Below are 26,148 nucleotides of genomic sequence, written 5' to 3' on the forward strand. Positions count from 1 at the left end.
AGAACCAAAGCCTTATTTGTCCAAAGATTCTTCTATTACCAAATGTACCGGGTTCGCAATTTGTTCATAGCCGATTTCCTGATAGATTTTATTGGAGGTCGGATTTTTCAAATCGGTGTAAAGCATGGCAAAATCATATTCGTTCAGCAGCTCTTCCGTCACTTCTGCCACAAGTGTTCTTGCATAGCCTTTGCGACGATGCTCTTTTGGTGTGAATACAAATGAAACGGTGATCCCTTTTTTGGAAGGGCGAGACTTTTTCATGCAGGAAACCATTTCTCCATCCACTTCCCACACATAAATTTCTTTGCCTCCGATGAAGGAGGCAATTTTGCGGCCGGCCTCTACTGCGGAAGAAACGCCAATTCCCGTTTCTTCTTCAAACAGCAAATACCATCGTTCCAAGCGTGGTGCATCTTCCCTATTCGCCACTCGCCAAGCGCCTGGACTTCTAGAAAGCCCCGGGTTGACTGAATCAGTGCGGTATAGTCCTTGGTCCATGAAGACCCGGGCCGCTCCTCCTTTTTTCTCCGTCCATGCATCCGCAAAATTCCAGGCAACCGCTTGATCTCCTATGACTGCCCCCACTTCAACTTCAAGATTCAACAGATGGCGGGCAATCCACTTTTCGATGCCTGGCACCTCGTCTAATACAATGAGCTGCAGCGGGTGGGGCGGCGTCATTAAACAGACTGCTGCGACTTTTCCATTTTCTTCTGCAGTGGCCAAGAAATATTCTTCATATTTTCCTTCTTTGATCTGGCTAAGAATCCCCAAAAATAAGCTATGCACGTCTTCACGCTGATAAAGCGGGCCCTCGACTTTATTTGCGAATGCAAGCGGCTCCGTCCAAACGATCCATTCCATTTCCCTCACTCATTTCTTTTCATATCTCTGTTCTATACTGTATTAGCCATAAGGATGAAAATCCCTTTTTTTCGGCAGGATTTTTTCATCTTCCGCTTTTGCAATCAATAAAAAACAGCCTAAACCGGATGTGCGGTTTAGGCTGCGCAAAAATTATTCCAATTCCATTTGTTTCGTCTCTACTCCCAAGAAAGCAACCGCCAAAGCACCGAGGATAATCGAAACGCAGAAAATGCCGAAAATCCATTCAACGCCGTAGCCCGCAGTCAGCATCGAGCCCACCAATAACGGCCCCAAAATTCCGCCGACGCGTCCAAAGGAAGCCGCCATGCCTGTTCCCGTTCCCCGGATCACCGTTGGATACTGTTCCGGCGAGTAAGCATACAAGGCTCCCCAAGCTCCGAGGTTGAAGAAAGACAAGAACGCACCGGCAGCAAGAAGCATGCCGACCGTTTCCGCATTCCCGAAAACGAGCGCACTCGCAGCCGTACCGATTAAATACGTCACCAGCACAAATTTACGGCCGATTTTTTCAATGAGCCAAGCAGCCGAGAAATAGCCGGGCAACTGTGCCAGCGTCATGATTAAAACGTAGCCGAAACTCTGGATTAATGTGAACCCTTTTAATACCATGACGCTCGGCAGCCAAAGGAACATGCCGTAATAAGAAAAGACGACAGTAAACCAGACAATCCAAAGCATCAATGTCGGCTTGCGGTATTTCTTGGACCACACATCTTTAATGTTCGTCGAAATCGAGCGCAGGACGTCTTTTTTCGCTGAAAACTGCGGCGAATCCGGCAAGTTGATGCGCAAGTAAAGCGCATACAATGCCGGCAATGCGGTCAGCAGCAAGGCAATGCGCCAGCCGTACGAAGGAATGATAAAGTAAGAAATCAATGCCGCGATCAGCCAGCCGGCTGCCCAAAAACTTTCGAGCAGCACCACGACTCTGCCCCGTTCTTTCGCCGGCACACTTTCAGACACAAGTGTAGAAGCCACCGGCAGTTCGCCTCCTAATCCCATCCCTACAAAGAAACGCAAAATGATGAAGGCTGCAAGTGTCGTCGTAAGGGCGGAAACTCCGCTCGCCAACGAGAAGAGCAGCAAGGTGATGATAAAGATCTTTTTTCGGCCGACACGGTCAGCGTAGATGCCAAATACAAAAGCACCGACAGCCATTCCGATTGAATTGACACTGCCGATCCATCCCATTTGAGCGGTAGTCAGATTCCAATCTTCGTGCAGCGCCGCAATGACAAACGATAGAATTCCGACATCCATTGCATCGAAAAGCCACCCGAGACCTGCAACGCCCAGTAATTTATTTCTTGAGATGGGCGCCGTATTTTTTTCACTTATAGTAGCCATTTGAACTCCCCTGTCTTTACACATGTATACTACTGTCTTTACACAGTAACTATACCGTTTATCCCTTATGGTGACAAGGAACTTTAAAAAGTTCAATTTTTCAATCTATTCAACTTCCATTGTTGCTGCTGCTCGCAATAATAGCGGCATTGATGCTGGAATACATGGCGGCTTGTTGAGCTTGCATAAGCATTTCGAGCGATGTCGAAACAGAAACAGCTGACATTTCCTGCGTTTCCACCATATCTTTCATGGCGAATTGGACAGCCGTTGTAAACGCCAGGTCTTTGTACCACTTGAATGATTTCGTTTTTTCCAGTTGGCGCGTGTTTTCAATAATTCCCTTTAAGGCTTGGCCATTTGCTTCGGCAACGGCTAAAATCCCTAAAATCGGATATTGCGCACCCCTGATTTTCAGCTTTTCGTTCTGGAAAAAATCCCGGATGGCAACGACCCGCCCCACAACATCCGGACGGTAAATGGGAGAATTGAATGTCATGATCTGCGAAAGCCATTGCAGGTCATTGCCCATATAAAATCCATGCTCCCGCAAGTCTTTGTAATAAGCATTCATGGTAGCCGCCCGTTCTTTCACATCGCCTTCTAACCGCCCAAGCAGCACTGCATAGGGAATATCTTCCTGCGACGTCAGGAATTTATGGTGCTGCTTCATTTCTTCATGCAGCCGCTTCGCCTTTTCCGCTTCTCCAGGATGCTGAACGATCATGGCCGCGATATAAGTATAGGGGGACCGCCGGAAACCGGCCGCATTCAATTCATCTTGCCGCGCATTGATTTTTTTCAATCCTTCTTCCGGCGCTTCCTCCTGCAACGTGAGAAAAGCGGCGGCAATATGATGCATATACGATTTCAAAGGCGATGTCCAGCCTTCGGTTTTCTTAATGGCCTTTGAACTTTCCATATGCCCTTTACTATCAAACTCTTTTCCGTGAATCAAATAAAAATTAGCAACGGCAACGGCCATCCGTTTATCGACAGACCAGCCGAGCGTTTTGGAAACTTCAGCCACTGTTCTTTCAATTTTCCCGATGTCCATAAAAACGCCTCCTTTTCTCAACATACGAGATCAGGAGGCGTAAAGTTTCATTTTATACGATTAAGACCAGGCTGATCGCCATGACCGCCATCCCCGCCACTAAGCCGTAGATGGAAAGATGCGCTTCATCATAGCGTTTGGCGGCAGGAAGCAATTCATCCAGCGAAATGAAGACCATAATGCCGGCTACTCCCGAGAAAACTAGTCCGAACAGCGTATCGCTTAAGAAAGGCATTAAAATCAGCCAAGCTGCGAAGGCACCGACCGGCTCAGAGATTCCGGAAAGAAAGCTGTACTGAAATGCTTTTTTCCGGCTTCCGGTTGCGTAATAAATCGGCACGGATACCGCAATCCCTTCCGGAATATTGTGGATAGCTACTGCGATCGCAATCGCAACACCCAAAGTGGGATCTTGTATAGCCGACATAAATGTGGCAATCCCTTCCGGAAAGTTATGGATTCCAATTGCCAACGCTGTAAAGATTCCCATTTTCCGCAAGCGTGCGTATTCATCATTTGTCGGACCCTCATCCATATCTTCAATCGTTTTGACTTCATGAGGATTTCCCAACTGCGGCAAGATTCTATCCAAGACTGCCATAAAAATCATCCCGCCAAAAAATCCGACCAAAGTTAACCAATAGCCCGTGCTTTCACCGTGGGCATTCGTCAATGAATCTTTAGCTTTAACAAAAATTTCAATTAAGGAAACATAAATCATGACCCCTGCAGAAAATCCAAGGGAGACCGATAAGAATTTTGTGTTTGTTCTAGATGCAAAAAAAGCAATTAAGCTCCCGATCCCCGTTGCCAAGCCGGCAAGCAAGGTCAAACCGAGGGCAAACAAGACTGCACTATCCATAATCCCGACTTCCTTCCATTCAAATTGAATAGGGTAATTGTACGATAAATGTTTCCTTTATGCAACATTTTTCAACTAAGAAAGATTTTTAAGTATTCGTATTAATGGATCATTTAGCGGTTAGTTGCTTTTTCAGCTAATTGGCCGTTAGGGCCCTCTATTTATTTCATGCGCAACAACTCTCCAAGTTTCTGCCAATCTTCATCTTTTAATGTGCGGACCGGCGGGTTATAGAACACACTTGCCGGATGAAAAGTCGGAAAAACATGATAAATTTCTTCCGTTTCCACAAATTGCTTGCTGCCTTCATCCCATCTTAAAATCGGCGTTTCCATTAATACGCCGTGAAGCTGAGTTACTTTAGCTTCCGGGCCGATCAAGCGCCGCAATCCGATATTCCCCAAAGTCACAATGATGGGCGGCGCTACGTCTTTTATTTCCGCATCAAGCAGCGGAGCATGCGCTATAATTTCTTGCTTTTTAGGCGCCCGGTTGTATTTTCTCTCCGTAATCCGCCCATCCCGCTCCTTTTTCTTCCCCCATTTATACGGGCGGCTCCGGACCGCACTCGTTATGTAGACGTCTTCTCTTTCCAATCCCACACTTTTTAACGAAGCCATCAGCTCTTTTCCTGCTCTTCCGGTAAAAGGGATGCCCGTTTCCAGCTCATTTTCTCCAGGAGCTTCCCCGACCAGCATAATCGCTGGATGTTCCGGCCCTCTCCCCCGGACAAATCCTTCCACCGGAAACCCTTTAATCCTTTCAATTCCAAGCTCGACCAGTTCATCTGCTAATTTATACATTTCACCACTCCATTCTTTAATCAAAATTAATGTTAGGTTTTCTAACATAAATTAAAATTAATGCTTGCGTTGTCAGAATATATTGTTTAATATGTTAACAAACCTAACATTATAAATGTTAGAAAACTCGTATCAAGGAGGAGACACTATGAAAAAGATCGAAACGATTATCCGCCCTTCCGTTTTCGCCAATGTGCGCCAAGCCTTGGCTCTAGAAGGCATCGATGGATTAAGCGTTACGGAAATCGCCGGAATCGGCAAACAGGAAGGCCGAGTCGGGCTTTTCAGAGGAAACGCTTATACCATGGAATTTTCTCCGAAACTCAAACTGGAAATGGTCGTCGACGATTCGAAAGTCGAAGACATTGTGGAAGCGCTGCTTGAGTATGCTTCAACCGGCGAAGTTGGAGACGGAAAAATTTTCATTCTGCCTGTTGAAGAAGCCATACGAATCAGAACAAAAGAACGCGGCGTAGTCGCAGTCGGATAAGGGGGAATTCAAATGGAAGCAGTTCAAAGTTCAGTCGATATGATGTGGGTGATGCTCGGCACCATCTTAGTATTCTTTATGCACGCAGGATTCGCGATGCTCGAAACCGGTTTTACCCGTTCTAAGAACACTTTGAATATTTTAATGAAAAACTTGATTACAGTGGCCATCGGCTCCATCCTTTATTTTTTCGTCGGATTTGCACTTATGTTTGGCACTTCAGGTTTCGGACTCATTGGAACAGACGGATTTTTACTCGCAGGGCGTGAAGATATCGGATTCTTTGTCTTCCAAGCTGTTTTTGCCGCTACTTGCGCAACCATCATCTCAGGAGCAGTTGCTGAACGTATGCGATTAGGCGCTTATATCCTGGTCACGATCGCAATGACAGCCGTTATCTATCCGGTGGTCGGACATTGGGTATGGGGCGGCGGCTGGTTGTCCCAAATCGGATTTATCGACTTTGCCGGATCGACAGTTGTGCATTTGACAGGAGCAACTGCTGCATTCATCACCGCATGGAAACTTGGTCCCCGCCTCGGAAAATACAGCGGGAAAATCGTCAATTCAATTCCCGGCCATAACTTGCCGCTTGGCGCACTGGGCGTATTCATCCTTTGGCTCGGCTGGTTCGGCTTCAATGGCGGCAGCACGCTCGCTGCGGATCCGGAACTCGTGCCGCCAGTCATTTTGAATACATTACTCGCAGCTTCTGCCGCTGTTCTATCTACAGCTGTCTATACCCGTTTCCGCTTCGGACGAATCGATCCTTCCTTGACGATGAACGGAGCACTCGCCGGCCTTGTCGGCATTACCGCCGGCGCTGCCAATGTCTCGTTTATCGGCGCAATCGCCATTGGCCTTTTAGCAGGCATCATCATGACGGAAGCAGTTCGCTTGCTCGATTCTAAAATACGGGTGGACGATCCGGTCGGTGCTGTCGCTGTCCACGGCGTAGCAGGCATCTGGGGAACCCTCGCTCTTGGTTTCTTTGATACAACAGGCGGCTTATTATACGGCGGCGGCGCAGAAATATTGGGGATTCAAACAGTCGGTATCCTCGCGGTCATCGCCTGGACTTCCGTCACAGCTGGAATTGTCCTATTTGCCGTGAATGCCATCATCCCGCTTCGCGTCACAGCAGAAGACGAAGAGAGCGGACTCGATTTCTCAGAACACGGATCTCAAGCTTATGCCATGCAAGATGTTTTAAGCGGTACTTCCCCAGTAAACGAAAGTTTTGCAGAGCGGCTTAATCAGCTTGGAAAGCACACCGTGGCACCAAAAAATTCATAATACTTTAACCAAAAAGCTGGCGCGAAAAATTCGCAGCCAGCTTTTCTATGTTCTTCTTTTTTTCTTCAATGCGCGGAACCTTGCTTCATACCAAATCGCTACTGCGATAAACCAAGTGTAGCCCGCACACCAGCCTGCCAAAACATCCGAAAAATAATGTTCACTGCCAGCGACCCGCGATAAGCCTACGCTTACGGTAAGGCCAATTGCAACAAGCCAGACAATCCATTTCGCCGTTTTGGAGAGGCTCTGTTCAGAAATAAAATAAGCCGCAGTGAACAGATAAAGCAGGCCAACCATCGCATGCCCTGAAGGAAAACTGAAGCTTTCCAATCCGTGCGGAAAATCCGGGCGTTCCCGCTCAAAAAGATGCTTCAGCAACTGGTTCAGCGCATTCCCTGCCCCTACGGATAAAACGACAAAGAGCATTGCCCTGTAATTTCGCTGGGACAACCAAAGATATAAGAAGAGCGCTACACTGACCGCAAAGATTACCCATTGGTCGCCAAGCAGCGACATTCCGTCCAACGCTCGCATATTCTTCAAACTTTGCGACATCGCGCGGTCAATTTCTCGAAAAGGCTCGCTGGAATAACTGAAAAGGATTGCAAAAAAGCCGAGTAAAGTCGCCATTCCGAGCGGATAAAACAAACGCTTCATGGTCCTTACCTCCCTTTCTTCTTACTATCAATGATAGCTTTTTTAGCCGCTGGTGCAAAATTAAAGCCCCTGACAGTTTTTGCTGCCAAGGGCTTCTCACATCAGCTTTGTTCGTGCAATTTCAAAACGCCGTCCACCATTTTATAGACTTTATCGCAATACTCGATCAGCCGGATGTCATGGGTTACAACAATGGTAGTCGTTTTTTTGTTTTTCGTTTCGTTTCTTAAAAGCTGCATCACTTCATAAGCGCGGTCTGAATCCAAAGATGCCGTTGGTTCATCTGCTAAAATAATCGACGGATTGCTGTAGAGCGCTTTGGCAATCGCTACGCGCTGGCGCTCCCCTCCGGATAAATCAGATGGGTATTTGTTGCGCAGATCTGTAATGCCCAAGTCTTCATAAAGCTGTTCCAGTTCCTGTTTGTTCATATTGTCTTTTTTCACTTTATCCAACAGCTTCATCTGTTTGTCCACTGTTAAGAAAGGGATCAAGTTCGACGCTTGAAGAATAAAGCCGATTTCTTTCAGGCGCACTTTGGAAAGCTCTTTTTCATTTAGCGAAGCAATATTTTTCTCGTTGATGAAAATATCTCCGCTCGTCGGCGACAGCAAGCCGCCGGCAATCGTTAAAAATGTGCTTTTCCCGGAACCCGAAGGCCCGATGACGGCGATCAATTCGCCTCTTTCTGCTTGAAAATCGGTTTTCTTAAGGGCGTCCACTTTTTTGTGGCCGCTGCCGAACGTTTTATTGATTTGGTTCATTTCCAATACTGCCATTTGTTTAGCCTCCAATTGCTTTCAAAGGATCGATTTTGACGATGGTTAAGACAGAGAATACAGCCCCGATAATTGCGACCGCCACTAAAATGACGCCGTAGATCAACATGGTCGGAATCGCAAACGCAACCGGTACAGCTGCCGGCAGGAATGCTCCTGTCACCAGTGTCAGGATGAGCCCGATGGCTACCCCAATAGCTGCCAAGATGAATGTCTGGGCGACGACTGACCGCGCCAAGTAGCCGCTTGGAATTCCTTGCGCTTTCATCACCCCGAACATGCTGATTTTCTGCACCGTCAGCACATATAAGAAAATCGCAACAATGACGGAAGAAATGGCGAATAAGAAATAAATCATGAAGTTCAGCGTCAAACTTTGCGCCGTGTAGCCCGGCAAGTTTTCAATGAACGTTTCCGATTCGATCGCTTCCAGTTCGCTATTATCTGTAACGGCCGAGATGTCATCGGTACGCACGACCACTCCATTGATTTGGTCTTCATTCGCTTCAGCCGCTTCACCAAACTTCACTCGTTGGAAAGTGCCTAAATCTCCGTAGAGAACCGGCGCTGCATTAAAGCGGGCATCTTCTGTAAAACCGACAATCGTCAGCTTTTCATCCGTAGAGGACAACTCCAATTCATCGCCTAAAGCAAATCCATCTTCTTTGATGGTGTCACTCGCAATCACTTCATTGCCCGCTGAAAAAGCTTCACCTTCCGATACTTCCGGCATGATGAATTCATCTTCCCGAATACCGAAAATAGAAACGTTCGCTTTTTGGTCATCCGTCCGGGCAATGGCGTTGATCTGTCCAAGAACTGCTGTTTTATCAGCCTCCATCGCCTCCGCTTCGTCGATCGTCATCGTTGAAGCCACTAAACTTTTATCCGATTCTTCGGTTAAGACAATTGCAGAAGCATCCCACTTGTCCACCGCTTCCCGGTTTAAACTGGCCAAACCGTTGGCGAGACCCGATAAAAAGAACACGAGATAGGCGACAAGCATTAAGACGCCAATGATTAAAGTGAATCTAAGCTTATTTTTTTGAATTTCGTTCCAGGCTAAAAACATCTTTCCACTTCCTATTATTTGATATGTTAGGCACTTTTCCAAACTGCCTATTAAGTTATACAAAACCTATACATTTATTATATACCCATTTTCGCGATTTAAACCCTCTTTTTGAAAATGAAAAAAGACAAACTTGTGACAGTCTGTCTTTGAGTACGCTATTCCATCACATGGTATGTTTTTTGCTCTACCTGAAGGATGTGCTCCGGCTTCGGCTTGCCGATGTTCGCTTTATGCCCGGCAATGTGGTCGGGGTGCTTCTCCCAATTTTTCCAGTCTGCCTGCGATTCCCAGCGCACATACAAAATGACTTCTTCATCGCCGCGGCGAATGTTTTTCTTTAGAATCGTCCGGTCGATAAACCCTGGCTGTTCCGCCAATTTATTTTGCCCTGCGAAACGATTAACTACAAGATCGGACGTTCCTTCTTTCACGATAAAACGCTTCATTTGTACAAACATATCCAACTCTCCATTCCCGGTTTTCGCATTTTATAAAACAACACTCAGCGGTAAGCAGCCCGCTAAGTGTTGTTTTTCTAGCCAGCTCCAGCACCTGGTTCCGCAGGACCTTTGCTTTTCTTATTGTCCAGACTCTAGCGCCCAGCCCCTCGGGTCATAAGCCATCCCAGCTATGTGGCAAAATGCGCCGCTTCGCCGGTCCGTCTTATGCCTTTTGGGGCTACACGGGCGCTTCCGCTTTTCTTACTCAAATGCAGATTGGATGTCTGTTACCATTTGGCTGACAGATTGCAATCCGCCGCCTGATAGGTACCAGAAGTCTGGATCCAAATAGATGATTTTATCATTTTGATAAGCTGTTGTTTTTTCCACCAATTCGTTTTCAAGTGAGTCCTTGGCGCTTGCATCATTTCCTACTGCCGCGTTGCGGTCCACCACGAACATCATGTCCGGGTTTGTTTCCAAAATGTATTCGAACGAAATGCTTTGGCCGTGAGTTGAAGCTTCGATGCCTTCGTCAGCCTGTTTTACACCAAATACGTCATGGATGATCCCGAAGCGTGATGCCGCACCGTATGCACTTACTTTGCCTTCATTCGCTAAAACGATCAATGCTTTTTCGTCAGTTACACTTGTTTTCAAGTCTTCGATTTGCGTATCGATTGCTGCTAATTCTTCTTTAACCTGGTCTTCTTTACCGAAGATTTCTCCAAGCGTGTTCATGTTTTGTGTGAAAGAATCCATGTATTTTGTTGTGTCCACACCCATGTGGATGGTTGGCGCGATATCCGCAAATTCTTCGTACATTGCCGCTTGGCGCCCTGAGATGATGATCAAGTCCGGATCTAATGCGTGGATAGCTTCAAAGTCAGCTTCTTTCAATGTGCCGACATTTTCATATTTCTCTGCATCACTGTATTTTTCCAAATACGTTGGAATGTTTGCCTGAGGAACTCCCGCTACTGCTTCGATTCCCAATTTGTCCATTGAATCCAAAATTCCGAAGTCAAAGACCACTACTTTTTCAGGATTTTTGTCAAAAGTTGTTTCGCCAAGTTCATGTGCCACTGTAACTGTTTCAGTTTCAGCTTCTTCTTTTGTATCTGCTTTAGCTGCGTTGGCATCTGTTGCATCATCTGAACCGCAAGCTCCTAAGAAAGCGACCATCATTAATGTAAATGCGATCAATAACCATTTTTTCATTTTTATTCGAGCTCCTCTTTTTTAAGAATTGAAGTAGACGCAGATGCGGCAATTGTCCATTTGCTGAATCGGAATATCCATGTCATAGATTTCTTTTAATGCTGCACTTTGAATGATTTCTTCTGTCGGACCATCTTTGACGACACGGCCATTTTTCAAGGCGACAATGCGGTCGGAGTAGACGGATGCAAAGTTGATGTCGTGCAAGACAATGATAACGGTCTTGCCCAGTTCATCGACCAGGCGGCGAAGGATTTTCATGATTTGAACGGAATGCTTCATATCCAGGTTATTCAACGGTTCATCAAGCAGAACGTAATCCGTATCTTGTGCAATCACCATGGCTATAAAAGCGCGTTGGCGCTGGCCGCCAGATAATTCATCCATGTAGGAATTCTCCAGTTCCTTCAAATCCATGTAGTCAATCGCTTGATCGACCATTTTTTCGTCTTCTTCGTTCAACCGGCCTTTTGAATACGGAAAGCGGCCAAAAGAAACCAGTTCGCGGATCGTTAAACGGACATTCATGAAGTTGGACTGTTTCAGGATCGAGACACGCTTGGAGAACTCATTGGATTTCAATTTTTTCGTGTTCGTCGAATCGATGAGCACTTCTCCTGTATCGGCATCCAACAGCCGGCTGACCATTGAAAGCAGCGTGGATTTCCCCGCGCCGTTCGGTCCGATGAAGGACGTGATCTGGCCGCGTTGAATATCAACCGAAACATTTTCCACCACTTGCTTTTTGCCGTATAACTTTGTCAGTTCGCGAACTTGAATCAATTAGATCGACTCTCCTTTAATAGTAAGTAGATGAAGTAAACTCCACCGATGAAGTTAATGATGACACTCAAGGTAGTATTGAACGTGAACACACGCTCCACTATCCATTGGCCGCCCACTAACGCAACAATACTAATGACAGCAGCACCGAGAATGATAACCGAATGTTTATAGCTTTTAAAGAATTGATACGATAAGTTGGCCACAATCAAACCGAAGAACGTAATCGGTCCAACAAGAGCCGTCGCAATGGCAATCAGTACTGCAGCCAATACGAGCATTTTTTTTACGAGTGCATCGTAGTCGACGCCGAGGTTGATTGACGTATCGCGCCCGAGAGACAATACATCCAAAGATGAATTATACCTCCAGGCAAACACGATCAATAAGGCGATTACGATGACCGAAAGCCAGACCAGATCCGAATTGACGTTATTGAAACTCGCAAACATCTGATCTTGGACAATCTGGAATTCATTCGGGTCGATCAGCACTTGCAGGAACGTCGAGATGCTTCCGAAAAAAGTTCCGCAAATGATGCCTATTAATAGAAGGAAGTAAATCGGCTGATTGTTTTTTCTAAAAAGCAGATGATAGAACAGCAAAGCAAAAACAATCATTGCTGCAATCGATAAAACAAAATTGACTTGTTTGTTCATAATGGTGATATGGTCTGATCCCAAGAAGAAGATCAGCAGCGTTTGAAGCATCATATAAAGCGAATCCAAGCCCATGATGCTCGGAGTCAGGATCCGGTTATGCGTGATGGTTTGGAAAACCACGGTCGCATACGCAATCGCCACTCCGGTAAGGACCATGGCGAATACTTTTACGCCGCGCCTAGGCAAGGCATAATCGAAGCTTCCGTTCAAGTCTTGGAACAGGTAGACGCCGCAAGCCGCTAATGCCAAACCGACCAATATGAGCATCTTATGTAAATCACGCATAGGCTTTCCTCCTAAACAGAAGGAAGAGGAAAATAAAGCTGCCGATGACACCGACCATTAAACTGATGGAAATTTCATACGGGTAAATTAATACTCTTCCTAAAATATCGCATGCCAGCAAGAAAATGGCCCCAAGCATCGCCGTGTGCGGCAATGTTTTTTGAAGGTGATCACCTTTGAAAATCGAAACGATATTCGGGATGATCAACCCAAGAAACGGAATCATACCAACCGTCAAGACGACAGTTGCGGTAATCAATGCCACAAGCACCAGGCCGATATTGACAACACTACGGTATTTCAATCCAAGGTTCTTCGAGAAATCTTCTCCCATTCCGGCTACGGTAAAGCGGTTCGCATAAATATACGCGATGATAAAGACCGGAATGCTGATGTAGAGAAGCTCATAGCTCCCTTTCATGATCATCGAAAAATCACCCTGCAGCCATGCCGACATGTTTTGGATGACATCCGCTTTATAAGCGAAGAATGTCGTAATGGATGAAAGGATATTTCCGAACATCAGTCCGACTAACGGGATGAATATAGCATCTTTGAATTTGATGCGGTCAAGAATTTGCATAAACAGAAACGTTCCGGCAAGTGCAAATGCGAATGCCACTGTCATTTTCTCAAGCATCGAAGCATTGGCGAACAATAGCATCGAGACGAGAATCCCCAGTCGAGTGGCATCGAGTGTACCTGCCGTCGTCGGAGACACAAATTTATTGCGGCTCAGTTGCTGCATGATGAGTCCTGCCATACTCATCCCTGCACCCGCCAACAATATGGCGACCAGCCTTGGCAGACGGCTGATCAGGAAAATCTGCGTCTCCTCCGATTGGAAGTCGAGCAGATCAATGATGCTGATACTGCTGACGCCGACAAACAGCGAAATAACAGACAGTATGATCAGTGCTGGTATTAAATAACGTTTTTTCATAACTGCCCCTCATCCGTGTTCAATAAAACTATTGATTGATTAGAGAATGATAATCATTATCACTTACTCACAAGTTTTAGTATAGCAGTTTGATGAGAAGAGTCAATGAATAATTGAGAATAATTTTCATTTAGATGAGAAAGGGCCGTTTTAACCTTTCCTTTCCTTATTTCAAATCTGTATTCGAATGTTAGAAAAAAAGCTACAAGTTTGCCGGATACGGCAAGCTTGCAGCTTCTTGACTGTTTGATTAAATTTCTTGCGCCTGCTCTACAACTTCAGCAGGTACTGTAATGGCATCGATTTCTCCGTATTTGCTGTACTCAGAATCCACTACTGATTTGATGTTCATGGATTCCCCTTCAATTTCCATATCCAGATCCATATCAATGTTGATCACACTCGGCAAGAACGTTTCTTTATCAATGAAGATTTCATAAGCTACTTCATTGATCGTCATGCCTTCCAAAACCGTTTGCACTTCCATATCCATTTGCCCAAGCATCTGCTCCATCTGTTCACCGATCAATTCTTGATACTCTTCACCGGAAGCATTTAATTTCAGCACGTAATCATCTGCCGTTTGTTCAAATGTAAAATCATCTTTGAAAGCTTCCAGCTCCTCCATTTGTTTAGACGGATCTGCTGTCTGCTGATCGATCATGGTTTGCAGCTGTTCCATTTCAGTTGACGGCATTTTCATCCATGTCTGCATGGTCTGTTCGAACATATACATGCCTTCTTCTGTGTAATACATCTCCATCGCCATCGGCGGCATCTCGCCCATTTCCTCAGAATTCATTTTTGTTTCGCCTGTTTGATAAAACGCCATCGGCTCCATTGTCATGTCCATTGAAATATCGGAAACCGTTTCAATTTCCATTCCCGCTGACTCTACTGTCATCATTTGGCTCGTTGTCATATCGGCATGCAAGCTGTTGATTTCTTCAGAAGCAGCATTTGTTTTTGCAAAAACTTCTTCTAAAGTTAAATCGCTGTCTGCGCCTTTCTCGCCTTCGCTGCCCGGTGCCGGTTCTGCCGTTTCTCCGCATGCAGCCAAGCCGAGCGTTAAAATCCCCGCACTCATTGCCATTGCCCATTTTTTCAATTGAATCATCCTTTCCAATTCGTCTTGTCTACTAATACGAAAATCTTTGGAAAAAGTTTCAATATTTATTTCGAATTTTGAAATTGCATTCGTTTATTTTTGATTTATCGCTTATACTTTTGTTTAGGTCAAGTAGAAACTTCATGAGGAGACGTCGAAATGAGATTAAAAAACTTTTTTAAATATTACAAGCCGCATAAGCGATTATTCATCATCGACTTTTCGAGTGCTGTAATTGTCGCCATTTTGGAATTAGCTTTCCCTGTAGCAGTCCAGTGGTTTATCGATGAACTTTTGCCAAGCGGCGAATGGAATAGCATCGTCACCGTCAGTGTGCTGTTGCTCGCGGTATTCGTTTTAAGCACTTTCCTGCAATACATCGTCAGCTACCTTGGGCATAAGCTCGGGATCAATATCGAAACGGATATGCGGGAAGAATTATTCACACATGTGCAGCGCCAGTCTTTCCGTTTTTTTGACAATGTGAAAACCGGTCATGTCATGAGCCGCATCACAAACGATTTGTTTGATATCGGAGAGCTCGCCCACCACGGCCCGGAAGATTTCTTTATTGCCATCATGACGTTCTTCGGCGCATTCGGCATTATGTTCTGGATCAACCCACAGCTTGCGCTTGTGACGCTGATTGTCATCCCGTTCCTGATCTGGCTCATCACTTACTGCAATATTAAGATGAACACCGCTTGGAGCAATATGTACGGGAAAATCGCAGACGTTAACGGACGTGTGGAAGACAGCGTTTCCGGAGCCCGCGTGGTTCAATCGTTCACGAATGAAGAATTTGAAATCAGCCGATTCAAGAATGACAATGGCCGCTTCCGCTTAGCGAAGCTTGTCGCCTATAAAGTCATGGCTGCGACTCATTCGAGCATTTATATGATGACCCGGCTGTTGACATTGATCGTTCTTGTCTACGGCGCATGGCTGAACTACCAAGGCCAGCTTTCCTACGGGGAATTGGTCAGCTTCGTCCTATTCTTGAACGTTCTGATTAAGCCGATTGATAAAATCAGCGCGTTGTTGGAGCTCTATCCGAAAGGAATGGCCGGATTTGGCCGCTTCCAGGAATTGCTTGAGCAAGCGCCCGATATTGTCGACCGCAAAGATGCTGTGGATGTCAGCGGATTGAAAGGCGATATCGTCTTCGATGATGTCCATTTCGGATATGATGACCATAAACAAGTATTGAACGGCATCAATTTGCAGCTGCGCGCTGGCGAAACAATCGCTTTTGTTGGACCTTCAGGTGCTGGGAAGACAACAATTTGTTCGTTGATTCCACGCTTCTATGATATTCAAGAAGGCAGCATCTCGATTGACGGCATCGATATCCGCGATATGACGAAGCACTCGCTCCGTTCCCATATCGGCATCGTCCAACAGGATGTGTTCTTGTTCACGGGCACGATCCGCGAAAATATCGCTTATGGCCGGCGTGACGCCACTGATGAAGAAATTCTGGCCGCAGCGAAAAAAGCCCATTTGGAAGACTTCGTCAACAAGCTTCCTCAAGGCTATGAAACACAGATCGGCGAGCGCGGATTGAAATTATCCGGCGGCCAAAAACAGCGCCTTGCGATCGCCCGCATGTTCTTGAAAAATCCGCCAATCCTGATTTTGGACGAAGCGACATCCGCTCTCGATACGGAGACAGAACGCGTCATCCAGGAAGCTCTTACGGAGCTCGCTGAAAACCGGACGACTTTGGTCATTGCCCATCGCTTGGCAACCATCCGCGACGCAGACCGGGTCATTGTAGTGACTGAAGACGGCATTGCCGAACAAGGCGGATACGCCGAGTTGATCGAACGAAACGGCATCTTCGCCAATCTTCACCGCATCCAATTCCAGCAATCTTAACGGCTAAAAGCCGGCTCTCTTTGGAGGGCCGGCTTTTTTTGCAGTGGCCCATCAAATAAAACAGGCTTTCCGGTCCCTGTGACAGCGAAGCGAAAAGCCTGTTTTTATTTGCCGATGACAAATTCCTCGAAACGGTCGTAGTCGACTTTGCCCAATTCCACTTTCAGCAGCGTTCCTTCTTCTTCGTATTGGGTATCTAGAATAGTCGCATGCTCATTCAAGTAAGCCACCACATCTCCCCGTTCGAAAGGAACGACCATGCGGCACGTGACATGGCCTGAGAACAAGTGCTGCTTGATCATCTCCACCAATTCATCCAGGCCGCGCCCTTCTTTTGCAGAAATCCACAAACTGTCGCCGTTTACTCTTGGATAAGGAACACCGGCTAAATCCGCTTTGTTGTAGACGTAAACAGTAGGTACGCCTTCGACTCCCACTTCATGAAGCGTCGCGTGGGTCACATTCATCATATGCCGATATTCTTCGTTGGACACATCAACGACGTGCAGCAGCAAGTCCGCATTCCGTGCTTCTTCCAATGTGGAGCGGAAAGCTTTGACCAAATGGTGCGGCAATTTGCTGACAAACCCGACCGTATCAGTCAGCAGAAAGTTTTTATTGTCCTCCAGCCTGATTTGGCGGACGGAGGTATCTAATGTAGCAAACAGCATGTCTTTTTCAAAAACCTGTTTTTCTTCCTGCTGGCCAGATTTAGTCAAAAGCTCATTCATGATGGTGGATTTTCCGGCGTTTGTATAGCCGACAAGCGAAACGACCGGCGAGCCTGTCTTTTTGCGTTGTTTGCGCTGCGTTTCCCGCTGCGCACGAATTTGTTCCAGCTCTTTATGAAGCTTCGACAATTGCTCTTCAATTTTCCGGCGGTCCAGCTCCAGTTTCGTTTCACCGGCCCCCCGGTTGGCTAATCCGCCGCCGCTGCTCCCTGCTTGGCGGCCGAGCGAGGCGCGCAAGCCGACGAGGCGAGGCAGCATGTATTGCAATTGCGCCAGCTCCACTTGTACTTGCGCTTCACGCGTTTTGGCGCGGCGCGAGAAAATATCCAAGATCAGCATCGTCCGGTCGATGACTTTGCACTCCAGATCTTCTTCCAGATTGCGGATCTGCGACGGCGAAAGTTCATCATTGAAAATCACCAAATTGGCATCCGTTTCCTCATAAAACACTTTAATTTCATCCACTTTTCCTTTTCCAACATAATGAGAAGGATTGATCCGTTCTAAATTCTGATGGACTTCCCCCATCACTTCCACATTGCAGGCTTCTGCTAAATTCCTCAGTTCCTCCATTTCGTATTCAAAATGGAGGTCTTTTTGCAATTGCACGCCAACTAACACGGCTTTTTCATGTAATTCATCCATTTATTTTCCTCCTTCATGCTAAGCGGAAAACTTGCTGCTAAAGGCAAAAGAAAATCGGGTTATTTCCCGTAAACTTCTATCCAGCTTCATCCTTTAGTTCTCTATATTCCCTTGCACCGGCAACCGGTAAACGCCAGCTTCATAGGTTTCTTCTTTGCCGCTTTGCTTAAATACCACTTTCTGCAGCCTTTCCTTTTGCCCTGCAAGCTCTTCAAACTCAATCTGGCCATTCGGCAACGCTAATGAACCGCCCAATATACGCTTCCATTTGGCACGGCTTTCCTCAGGGTCACGGACGCCGAAAACCAACAAATCCAATTCCAGTTCTTCATTGGCCGGCTGAATGGCTCCCCGTTCCCGCAAACTTTCATACCGCATTTCATCCGTCTCCTCCCATTCAATAAAAAAAGGGGCTGGCAATTGATCGGATATCTCTTCTGACAGGAAGAGCATTCTCCAACGGATGACTTCACCGCTTCCGGTCTTTCTTTGGGCATTCAAGATGCCGGAAGTTTTAAACCCTTCTTTTGTTAACCGCTCATCCAATGCTTCGATGCGATCCGTCCGGAAACAAACCGTTCCAAAGCCTTTACGGTCATGGAGAAGCAAGGCCGTTAAGGGGTGATCGGCGCTCCGGGCGACGTCCATCTTCTCAACGGCGAGCCATTCGATGTAGCAGTTTTTCAAATAGAGAAGCGCATTATGCGTTCCCCATTGCTCATGCCGGCCGCCGACCGCTGCGTAAAACCCTTTTCCTCTCCAATGTGCAGCCGCCTGTTCCGGCGTTTCTTCAATAAAATGAACGATATGATCTAATAGCATAACTTACCTCCATAACTGGCATTTTTGCGAATATGCCAAGGTTTTTACCGGTTCCTTTTATTATGCTGCTGTTTGCAGATGAAGGCAAACTCTTTGGGCAATTGTCGATTAGGGGTGGTTTTGCCGAGTATTTTTCGTTACGGTAGGGTATAAGGAAACAGACAAAAGTAAAAAAGGAGGAAATTATGGATAAAAAACTATTGAAAAATCCCGTATTCATCGTTTCCGCTGCAGTTATTTTATTGCTGGTCCTTATCGGTGCCATTAATCCGATCGGCTTTGGCAACGTAGCTGGAAACTTGTTCAACTTCACGACAATCAATTTCGGCTGGTTTTATCTATTGGCTGTATTTATCATCATTCTATTTTTAATCTTCATCGCTGTCAGCAAATACGGCAGCATTCGGTTGGGAGCTGATTCCGATCGCCCCGAGTTTCCTTTTTTCACTTGGATCGGCATGCTCTTTTCAGCCGGGTTCGGAGCTGGGCTTGTCTTTTGGGGCGTAGCTGAACCCATGAGCCATTTTTTCACGACGCCATTCGATAATCCCGCGCAGACAGAGGAAGCGGCAAGAATTGCCATGGGCTATTCTTTTTTCCATTGGGGCATTAGCCAGTGGTCCGTTTTTGCGATTGTCGGCCTCGTCATCGGCTTTCTGCAATTCCGCAAAAAGAAGCCGGGTTTGGTTTCAGCAGCCCTTGAACCGGTTGTCGGCAGCAAACCGCTCATTAAGCATTCCGTTGACTCCTTAGCGGTTATTGCGACGGTGATGGGAATTGCCACTTCGCTTGGCCTTGGCGTTCTTCAAATGAACGGCGGATTAAATGCCGTTTGGGGAATTGAAAATTCTTTCGGCATTCAATTAGCAATTATTGGCGTGATGTTTGCCGCCTATACGCTTTCTTCATCCACCGGATTACATAAAGGCATTGCCTACCTCAGCAATTTAAATCTCGGACTTGCGCTTGTCTTGATGATTTTCGTCTTTTTCGCCGGACCTACTGTCTTCATTTTAGAGACATTCACCTTGGCAATCGGCGACTACATCACCAATTTCGTGCAATACAGCCTGCGCCTGCAGCCTTACCAAGGCGGCGATTGGGTCCTCGGGTGGACCATTTTCTACTGGGCATGGGCGATCGCCTGGTCGCCGTTTGTCGGTGCTTTTGTCGCCCGGGTATCAAGAGGACGGACCATCCGCGAGTTTATCCTCGGCGTCATGGTCATTCCTCCTGCAATTGCCTGTGTCTGGATCGCCGTATTTGGCGGAACAGCGCTTTGGTATGATTTAAAGCAAGGCACAAGCATTGCCGAAGCAGTCGATGCTGATTTGACTTCAGCGCTATTTCAAACATTCGACCAGCTGCCGTTAACCAGTATTATGTCTGTGCTGGCAATTCTGTTGATTTTTACTTTCCTTGTCACTTCAGCCGACTCCGCTACCTATATTCTCGCGAGCATGACCAGTTTTGGAAGTTTGAATCCCCCTACGGCATTTAAAATTGTTTGGGGCGTTCTGATGTCAGCAATCGCTGCCGTCCTGCTTTATGCAGGCGGACTGGAAGCGCTGCAGACCGCATCGCTGATATCGGCATTGCCGTTCACGCTGCTGCTCCTGCTCATGGTCTTCTCTTTCTTGAAAATCATTAAAGGCGAAACCATTCCGATTCGTCAGGCAGACCTTCGCCGCTTCGAGAGATTACAAAGAGAAGCAAGAAGAATGCAAGAGAAAAAACGTTAACCGTTTATCAAAATAAAAAGGCTTCAGCAATCCCTTAGGATCGCTGAAGCCTTTTTCAAATTACTTGACTGGTACTTCTTTTTCTTTGATCAAGCGTTCAGTTTCGCTGAACTCTCTTTCAATTTCAGCATTCTTTCTATAAGTGATCAAGCTGATAATGATTGCTGCAAGCAAACAAAGGATAAACCCTGGAATAATTTCATAAACGCTGCCGATGAAATTCGTAAGCGCCGTTGCCCCTTTTTCGTCGGAAGCCGTGCCGATCGCATCCCAAATGATCACAGTAGCCGCACCCACCACCATTCCGGCAAGGGCACCCCAAGTCGTCAATTTGCGCCAGAACAGTGAAAGCAAAATCAGCGGACCGAAGGCAGCACCAAAACCTGCCCAAGCGTAGGCGACCAGATCGAGAATGGTTTCATTTTGTTCCCAGGCTAGGAAAGCGGCGATTAGGGCAATCACCAACACGGCTAATCGGCCCAAACTTACATACTGCTTATCCGTCGAAACTTTCTTGAATGCGATTTTGTAAAGATCTTCAATCAAGGCTGAAGAGGTAACGATGAGCTGAGACGAAATCGTGCTCATGATCGCAGCCAGTACCGCAGCTAACATAAATCCGGCAATTAGCGGGTGGAAGAAAATCTGTCCGAGGACAATAAAGACGCCTTCCGGATCGCCCAATTTCAAATTCGGATTCTGCTGGAAGTAAGCAATCCCCACCAATGCAGTGGCAGTGGCTCCAAGCAAGCTCAAGATCATCCAGCTGATGCCGATGCGGCGGGCTTGGCGCACTTCTTTCAATGTCTTGATCGCCATAAAGCGGACAATGATATGAGGTTGGCCAAAGTAACCCAAGCCCCAAGCGACAGCTGAAAGAATGCCGATAAACGAAGCGCCGGTTGTGAAGTTCAAGAGCGTCGAGTCGACCGCACGGATGCTGTCAGCCGTTTCGCTGAATCCACCTGTCACAAATACCCCAATAAGCGGAACAAGAATCAAGGCCAAGAACATCATCAAGCCTTGGACGAAATCCGTGTAGCTTACCGCCAGGAATCCGCCAAACAAGGTATAAGCCACAACCACGGTCGATACGATGACTAATCCAAGGTGGTAATCAAGGCCGAAAGAGCTCTCAAAGAATACTCCGCCGGCCACCATTCCTGATGACACGTAAAAAGTGAAAAAGATTAAGATAATAATTCCGGAAACAATGCGCAATAAGCGCGAGTTGTCTTTCAGACGATTTTCCAAGAAACTCGGAATCGTGATTGAATCGCTTGTCACAAATGAATACATGCGAAGGCGCGGAGCTACGAAGAACCAGTTTAAGTAAGCACCGATTGTCAATCCGATGGCAATCCATACTTCCACAAGGCCACTCACGTAGATGGCGCCTGGAAGACCCATCAGTAGCCAGCCGGACATGTCTGCCGCTCCAGCACTTAACGCCCCGACTGCTGCTCCTAATCCTCTTCCCCCAAGCATATAGTCGGTGAGATTAACTGTTTTGCGATAGGCATACCAGCCAATAAATAGCATGGCAGCCATATAAATGATCAATGCAATTATTTGATACGTTGTATCCGACATTTCATCCCCTCCTTTCCCATTATTGTATCACCCTAAGTCTTTAATACCAGTAGATTTTTGTTTTTTATTAAGGGGATTTGGGAAAAGAAAATCAAGGAGGCGATCACTATGCCATGGAGCAAAAAAGACTATCCCGATTCCTTTAAAAACTTGAATGCCGATGTCCGTGACAAGGCGATTGAAATCGCTAATGCCCTGCTGCGGGATGGCTATGAGGAAGGCCGTGCGATTCCGATTGCGATGAGCCAAGCACAGAAAACGGTCGAAGGCGATGAAGAAAAAATCATCTATGAAATCCGTTCGCATGATGACGGATGGCAGCTAAAGAAAAAAGACAGCAAAAAAGCCATTCTCATCGAAGAAACCAAAAAAGAGTTGATGGGCGAAGCCAAGCGCTACGTGAACAAAAACCACGGGGAGCTGCATATTTACACCGAAGACGGTTCCTTGGAAGACACTTTGTACGAAGATTAGATGGAAGTTCTTTCGGCCAATAGAAAATGCCGCTGTCTCATTGACAGCGGCATTTTCTATTGGTTAAGTTTTCGAAGCTGAACAGGCGTTTCCGCTTTTCTTTTTGTCTAGCTTCAATGGCCATCCCCTCGAGGTCTTAAGTCACCCAGCTCTGGAAATCAGGATTTCCGGCGCTGTGCGCCTTAAGCTGGTCGGGGATTAACGGCCGTTTCCGCTTTTCTTCATTGTCCAGACTCCAACGCCTAGCTTCTCGGGTCATAAGCCGTCTTGCCTGTGCGGCCAAAAACGCCGCTTCGGCAATCCGTCTTATGCCTTTCGAAGCTGGACAGGCGTTTCCGCTTTTCTTTATTGTCCAGACTCCAACGGCCAGCCCCTCGAGGTCTTAAGTCACCCAGCTCTGGAAATCAGGATTTCCGGCGCTGTGCGCCTTAAGCTGGTCGGGGCTTAACGGCCGTTTCCGCTTTTCTTACTTAAACCAACCCTTTTCTTTAAAACGCGAAATGGCTTCGATTCGGTTGCCGACTTCTAGTTTGTCGAGGATGGTGGAAATGTAGTTGCGCACGGTTCCGCTCGTGATGAATAATTCTTTTGCGATGTCTTTTGTGCTTTTGCCTTCTGCAATCAATTCCATCACTTGTTTTTCGCGTTCCGTCAACGGATTTTCATCCGAGTATGCCAAGTCCACCAGTTCCGGTGCATAGATCCGGCGTCCATCCATGATCGTGCGGATCGAGGTCGCCAAATCTTCGCTTGGGCTGTCTTTCAGCAAATAGCCGCTCACCCCCGCTTTTCTTGCACGTTCAAAATAACCGGAACGCGCAAAAGTGGTTAAAATAATGATTTTGCACGGATGGTCTTTTAAAGCTTCCGCTGCATCCAAGCCGCTCTTCAAAGGCATTTCGATATCCATAATGACGATATCCGGCTGATGCTGTTCTACGAGCGCAATGGCTTCTTCGCCATTGCTCGCTTTTCCGATCACTTCCATATCTTCTTCCAAGTCCAATAAGGAACCAAGTGCCCCGAGCATCATCCGCTGATCTTCAGCCAACACGATTCGAATCATCTGACTTCCCCTTTCGTTTCATATAAAATCACATTCGGCACACGGATGTTCAAAGTTGTTCCATCCATCGTCTGGATATCCACGCTGCCATTTACAAATTCTAAGCGCTCGCGCATTCCGGCCAGTCCGTTCCCTTGCTGTTTTTTATTTCCTTCAAAGCCGATGCCGTCATCTTGCACCTGGACGAGCACTTCTTCCGGTTTTTGCTTGATCAACACGCTGCAGCGCGTCGCTTGGCTGTGCTTGACGACATTCGTTACCGCTTCTTTCAAACACATGCTCAGCACATTTTCTACCAAAAGCGGCGTATTGTTCAACTTTGCATTGCCATATAAAACAAAATCGATTTCCGCTGCTTTTAAAATTTGCTGGATCCGCAGCAGTTCATCTTCCAATTTGGTGCCGCGCATATCGGACACCAATTCCCGCACTTCTTTCAGCGCGGTGCGCGCGGTCTGCCGGATGTCGTTGATTTCATTCAGCGCCGCATCGGCATCTCTATAGAGCAATTTCCCGGCCAAGTCACTTTTTAAGCCGATTAGCGAAAGTTTCTGGCCCAAAGTGTCATGGAGATCCCGGGCAATCCGCTCCCGTTCTTCGATGACCACAAGCTGGGAAATCCGTTTGTTGGCATCTTCCAATTGCCCCTCCAGCTTCTCGCGTTTATTGCGATTGTAAGTATTAAACGGCAGCAGAATGACACCGAGGATCGTGAGCACGATAAACGGCAATTGCGATAAATAAAGCGTGCTGTGTTCAATCATCCCCAGCACGACAGCCAGGATTGTCGTACCGATAAGGAATCCGTAAATGATGAAAAACCCGATTTTATTGCGGATATTGCCGATAAAAAACGCGAGGAAAATAGCTAAATAGACATATCCGAATAAAAACGTCATCGCAATATTGACCATCATTTCAATAGCAATCCATAAGTAAATAAACCCTGTTCTTGAGTTAAACGACAGCCGGTAGGCGATAAAGAAAATCAGCAGCGACATGACGCCGAGCAGGACGTCAATAAAAGACGAAGAACGGAAAATGAAAAAGAACGGCAAGATGCAGAATATGACCCATGCATAAAGGCTGAGCCACGGGTTTTTCGGAAATATTTGATACCAGCTATGCATAACACGGCTCCTTCTCTTCTAGTACTATCCATCATACCAAACAACTAAAAAAAGAAAAAACCATTCAGAGCGAATGATTTTTTCCTTTCGTTATTGTGCTGTAATTTTGTTTTCATTCAGCAAATGCTTAATTTCGCCGAAAGTGACAAACGTTTTGTTTTTCGCATCGTACACTTTATAGCGCAATGATTTAAGGCTTGTTTTAAGGTTGATTGTTGTCGCTTGTTGAAGCGGCGGAGTCGATTCATGCGCTTTTTCCAAGTTGTAGTTTGGCACCCGCGGGCTCAAATGGTGCACGTGGTGGAAACCGATGTTTCCGGTCACCCACTGCAAGACTTTTGGAAGCTGGTAGTATGAACTTCCTTCTACAGCCGCTTTCACATAATCCCATTCGCTTTCATCTTCGAAATACGAATCTTCAAATGTATGCTGGATGTAGAACAGCCAAATGCCTAAAGCGCCTGCTGTAAACATTGTAGTCCCTTGAACAATCAGGAATGCCTGCCAGCCGATTGCCCAAATAAGAAGGGAATAGATCACGACAAGAGAAATATTGATCAAATACGTATTGTTGCGTTCTTTTTTACGTGCATCTTTGCGGTTGAAGCGGCTTGAAATCAATACTAAGAATAATGGCCCGAGACCGAACATCACTAACGGATTGCGGTACATACGGTATTTGAAGCGTTCCCATTTAGAAGCTTCTACATATTCTTCGATCGTCATGACCCAAATATCGCCGACGCCGCGCTTATCTAAATTTCCGCTTGAAGCATGGTGGATCGAGTGCTCGCGTTTCCATTTTTCATAAGCGAATAATGTCATAATTCCTGTAATGGTCCCGACAACGGCATTGGCTTTTTTGTTCTTAAAGAACGAACCATGTGTGCAATCGTGGAAAATGATGAACGTACGAACGACAAAACCTGCAGCAACGATACATAAAGCGATCGTTAACCAGATGGAAACGTCAAGAGCGAGGTAAGCCAAAGTCCATGCGATGATGAATGGCGGAATCGTATTCACCAATTGCCGTACACTTGCTTTTACATCTGCCGTTTCAAATGGCTTTACAAATTTGCGTAATTGCGCTGTTTTTTCTTTGCTCATGTTCTTCCTCCTTATACGGGTTTGTCTGCCCGGATAACTTATTATCCTAATCATAAAGAATCCAGCTATGGCAAAAAAGGCACAAACGCATGGATGTTGTATGACACTTGTCATATATTAGCGAATACGGCGCCCTAAAGAATCCGTTTTAAGAGGCATGCTGGTTTTAGCAGCGCCGGTTTGTGGAATACCAGTAAAGAAACGAAGAATTCTTCCATTCAATACCGTCGATATTCTTTTTCATTTCCCCTC

At 46.4% G+C, this 26,148-nt stretch carries 25 protein-coding genes; 5 read left to right on the forward strand and 20 right to left on the reverse strand.

Annotation, left to right across the window (positions count from 1 at the left end; genetic code table 11):
- Positions 1–12: 12 nt before the first annotated feature.
- From MTR82_RS13125 to MTR82_RS13145, 5 genes are all read right to left on the reverse strand, one after another.
- Positions 13–867 carry a GNAT family N-acetyltransferase gene (locus tag MTR82_RS13125; protein ID WP_246809423.1) on the reverse strand — a complete coding sequence of 285 codons (855 nt, stop codon included), beginning with the start codon at positions 865–867 and terminating at the stop codon, positions 13–15.
- Positions 868–1,020: 153 nt separating this feature from the next.
- Positions 1,021–2,238 (reverse strand): MFS transporter, encoded by a 1,218-nt coding sequence (locus MTR82_RS13130; protein ID WP_246809424.1) that lies wholly within the window; start codon positions 2,236–2,238, stop codon positions 1,021–1,023.
- A gap of 109 nt (positions 2,239–2,347) precedes the next feature.
- Positions 2,348–3,295: a DUF4003 family protein gene (locus MTR82_RS13135; protein ID WP_246809425.1), complete on the reverse strand. Its 948-nt coding sequence runs from the start codon at positions 3,293–3,295 to the stop codon at positions 2,348–2,350.
- A 52-nt stretch (positions 3,296–3,347) separates the two neighbouring features.
- Positions 3,348–4,157, reverse strand: a complete 810-nt coding sequence (gene zupT, locus MTR82_RS13140; RefSeq protein WP_052653263.1) for a zinc transporter ZupT — start codon at positions 4,155–4,157, stop codon at positions 3,348–3,350.
- Between the two features lie 161 nt (positions 4,158–4,318).
- On the reverse strand, positions 4,319–4,960 hold the full coding sequence (locus MTR82_RS13145; RefSeq protein WP_052653265.1) for a uracil-DNA glycosylase: 642 nt from the start codon (positions 4,958–4,960) through the stop codon (positions 4,319–4,321).
- Positions 4,961–5,108: 148 nt separating this feature from the next.
- Here MTR82_RS13145 and MTR82_RS13150 point away from each other — a divergent pair, with 148 nt between their 5' ends.
- Positions 5,109–5,450: a P-II family nitrogen regulator gene (locus MTR82_RS13150; RefSeq protein ID WP_052653267.1), complete on the forward strand. Its 342-nt coding sequence runs from the start codon at positions 5,109–5,111 to the stop codon at positions 5,448–5,450.
- Positions 5,451–5,462: 12 nt separating this feature from the next.
- Positions 5,463–6,746 (forward strand): ammonium transporter, encoded by a 1,284-nt coding sequence (locus MTR82_RS13155; RefSeq protein ID WP_246809426.1) that lies wholly within the window; start codon positions 5,463–5,465, stop codon positions 6,744–6,746.
- Between the two features lie 45 nt (positions 6,747–6,791).
- Here MTR82_RS13155 and MTR82_RS13160 read toward each other — a convergent pair whose 3' ends face one another.
- The 9 genes from MTR82_RS13160 to MTR82_RS13200 all read right to left on the reverse strand — a co-directional run bounded on the left by MTR82_RS13160 (position 6,792) and on the right by MTR82_RS13200 (position 14,711).
- Positions 6,792–7,406 (reverse strand): phosphatase PAP2 family protein, encoded by a 615-nt coding sequence (locus MTR82_RS13160; protein WP_246809427.1) that lies wholly within the window; start codon positions 7,404–7,406, stop codon positions 6,792–6,794.
- A 101-nt stretch (positions 7,407–7,507) separates the two neighbouring features.
- On the reverse strand, positions 7,508–8,185 hold the full coding sequence (locus MTR82_RS13165) for an ABC transporter ATP-binding protein (RefSeq protein WP_052653273.1): 678 nt from the start codon (positions 8,183–8,185) through the stop codon (positions 7,508–7,510).
- A gap of 4 nt (positions 8,186–8,189) precedes the next feature.
- Positions 8,190–9,257, reverse strand: a complete 1,068-nt coding sequence (locus MTR82_RS13170; RefSeq protein ID WP_246809428.1) for an ABC transporter permease — start codon at positions 9,255–9,257, stop codon at positions 8,190–8,192.
- 158 nt (positions 9,258–9,415) lie between these two features.
- The gene (locus MTR82_RS13175; RefSeq protein ID WP_246809429.1) at positions 9,416–9,718 is read right to left on the reverse strand and encodes an antibiotic biosynthesis monooxygenase family protein; all 303 of its coding nucleotides are present in this window, start codon (positions 9,716–9,718) and stop codon (positions 9,416–9,418) included.
- Between the two features lie 243 nt (positions 9,719–9,961).
- Positions 9,962–10,921, reverse strand: coding sequence for a siderophore ABC transporter substrate-binding protein (locus MTR82_RS13180; RefSeq protein WP_246809430.1), 960 nt, complete (start codon positions 10,919–10,921; stop codon positions 9,962–9,964).
- A 21-nt stretch (positions 10,922–10,942) separates the two neighbouring features.
- Positions 10,943–11,704, reverse strand: a complete 762-nt coding sequence (locus tag MTR82_RS13185; RefSeq protein ID WP_052653281.1) for an iron ABC transporter ATP-binding protein — start codon at positions 11,702–11,704, stop codon at positions 10,943–10,945.
- A complete protein-coding gene (locus tag MTR82_RS13190; RefSeq protein WP_052653283.1) occupies positions 11,701–12,651 on the reverse strand; it encodes an iron chelate uptake ABC transporter family permease subunit in 951 nt (316 codons plus the stop codon). Before MTR82_RS13190 ends, MTR82_RS13185 begins: the two co-directional genes overlap by 4 nt.
- Positions 12,644–13,594 (reverse strand): ABC transporter permease, encoded by a 951-nt coding sequence (locus MTR82_RS13195; RefSeq protein ID WP_246809431.1) that lies wholly within the window; start codon positions 13,592–13,594, stop codon positions 12,644–12,646. The genes MTR82_RS13190 and MTR82_RS13195 overlap by 8 nt, the downstream gene beginning before the upstream one ends.
- Positions 13,595–13,844: 250 nt before the next feature.
- A complete protein-coding gene (locus tag MTR82_RS13200; RefSeq protein WP_246809432.1) occupies positions 13,845–14,711 on the reverse strand; it encodes a DUF6612 family protein in 867 nt (288 codons plus the stop codon).
- A gap of 150 nt (positions 14,712–14,861) precedes the next feature.
- Between MTR82_RS13200 and MTR82_RS13205 the strand changes: the two genes are divergently transcribed.
- On the forward strand, positions 14,862–16,583 hold the full coding sequence (locus tag MTR82_RS13205) for an ABC transporter ATP-binding protein (protein WP_052653287.1): 1,722 nt from the start codon (positions 14,862–14,864) through the stop codon (positions 16,581–16,583).
- A gap of 104 nt (positions 16,584–16,687) precedes the next feature.
- Here the strand turns inward: MTR82_RS13205 and hflX are convergent, their stop codons facing one another.
- Together hflX and MTR82_RS13215 are read right to left on the reverse strand one after the other, a co-directional pair.
- Entirely contained in the window at positions 16,688–17,959 is a 1,272-nt protein-coding gene (gene hflX / locus MTR82_RS13210) for a GTPase HflX (RefSeq protein ID WP_052653289.1), read from the reverse strand.
- 93 nt (positions 17,960–18,052) lie between these two features.
- Complete coding sequence (locus MTR82_RS13215) at positions 18,053–18,781, reverse strand: VOC family protein (protein ID WP_246809433.1); 729 nt, start codon at positions 18,779–18,781, stop codon at positions 18,053–18,055.
- A 185-nt stretch (positions 18,782–18,966) separates the two neighbouring features.
- Here MTR82_RS13215 and MTR82_RS13220 point away from each other — a divergent pair, with 185 nt between their 5' ends.
- Entirely contained in the window at positions 18,967–20,523 is a 1,557-nt protein-coding gene (locus MTR82_RS13220; RefSeq protein WP_246809434.1) for a BCCT family transporter, read from the forward strand.
- Positions 20,524–20,583: 60 nt separating this feature from the next.
- On the opposite strand, the gene putP is transcribed toward MTR82_RS13220, so the two are convergent.
- Complete coding sequence (gene putP / locus MTR82_RS13225; RefSeq protein WP_246809435.1) at positions 20,584–22,116, reverse strand: sodium/proline symporter PutP; 1,533 nt, start codon at positions 22,114–22,116, stop codon at positions 20,584–20,586.
- 108 nt (positions 22,117–22,224) lie between these two features.
- Here putP and MTR82_RS13230 point away from each other — a divergent pair, with 108 nt between their 5' ends.
- Positions 22,225–22,590 (forward strand): DUF2188 domain-containing protein, encoded by a 366-nt coding sequence (locus MTR82_RS13230; RefSeq protein WP_052653298.1) that lies wholly within the window; start codon positions 22,225–22,227, stop codon positions 22,588–22,590.
- 466 nt (positions 22,591–23,056) lie between these two features.
- Here MTR82_RS13230 and MTR82_RS13235 read toward each other — a convergent pair whose 3' ends face one another.
- From MTR82_RS13235 to desA, 3 genes are all read right to left on the reverse strand, one after another.
- Positions 23,057–23,656, reverse strand: a complete 600-nt coding sequence (locus MTR82_RS13235; RefSeq protein WP_052653300.1) for a response regulator transcription factor — start codon at positions 23,654–23,656, stop codon at positions 23,057–23,059.
- Positions 23,653–24,786, reverse strand: coding sequence for a sensor histidine kinase (locus MTR82_RS13240; RefSeq protein WP_246809436.1), 1,134 nt, complete (start codon positions 24,784–24,786; stop codon positions 23,653–23,655). Before MTR82_RS13240 ends, MTR82_RS13235 begins: the two co-directional genes overlap by 4 nt.
- 90 nt (positions 24,787–24,876) lie before the next feature.
- Positions 24,877–25,896, reverse strand: a complete 1,020-nt coding sequence (desA, locus tag MTR82_RS13245; RefSeq protein ID WP_246809437.1) for a Delta(5) desaturase DesA — start codon at positions 25,894–25,896, stop codon at positions 24,877–24,879.
- Between the last annotated feature and the right edge of the window lie 252 nt (positions 25,897–26,148).

It is taken from the genome of Planococcus ruber (assembly GCF_022819085.1).
Lineage (GTDB): Bacteria > Bacillota > Bacilli > Bacillales_A > Planococcaceae > Planococcus > Planococcus ruber.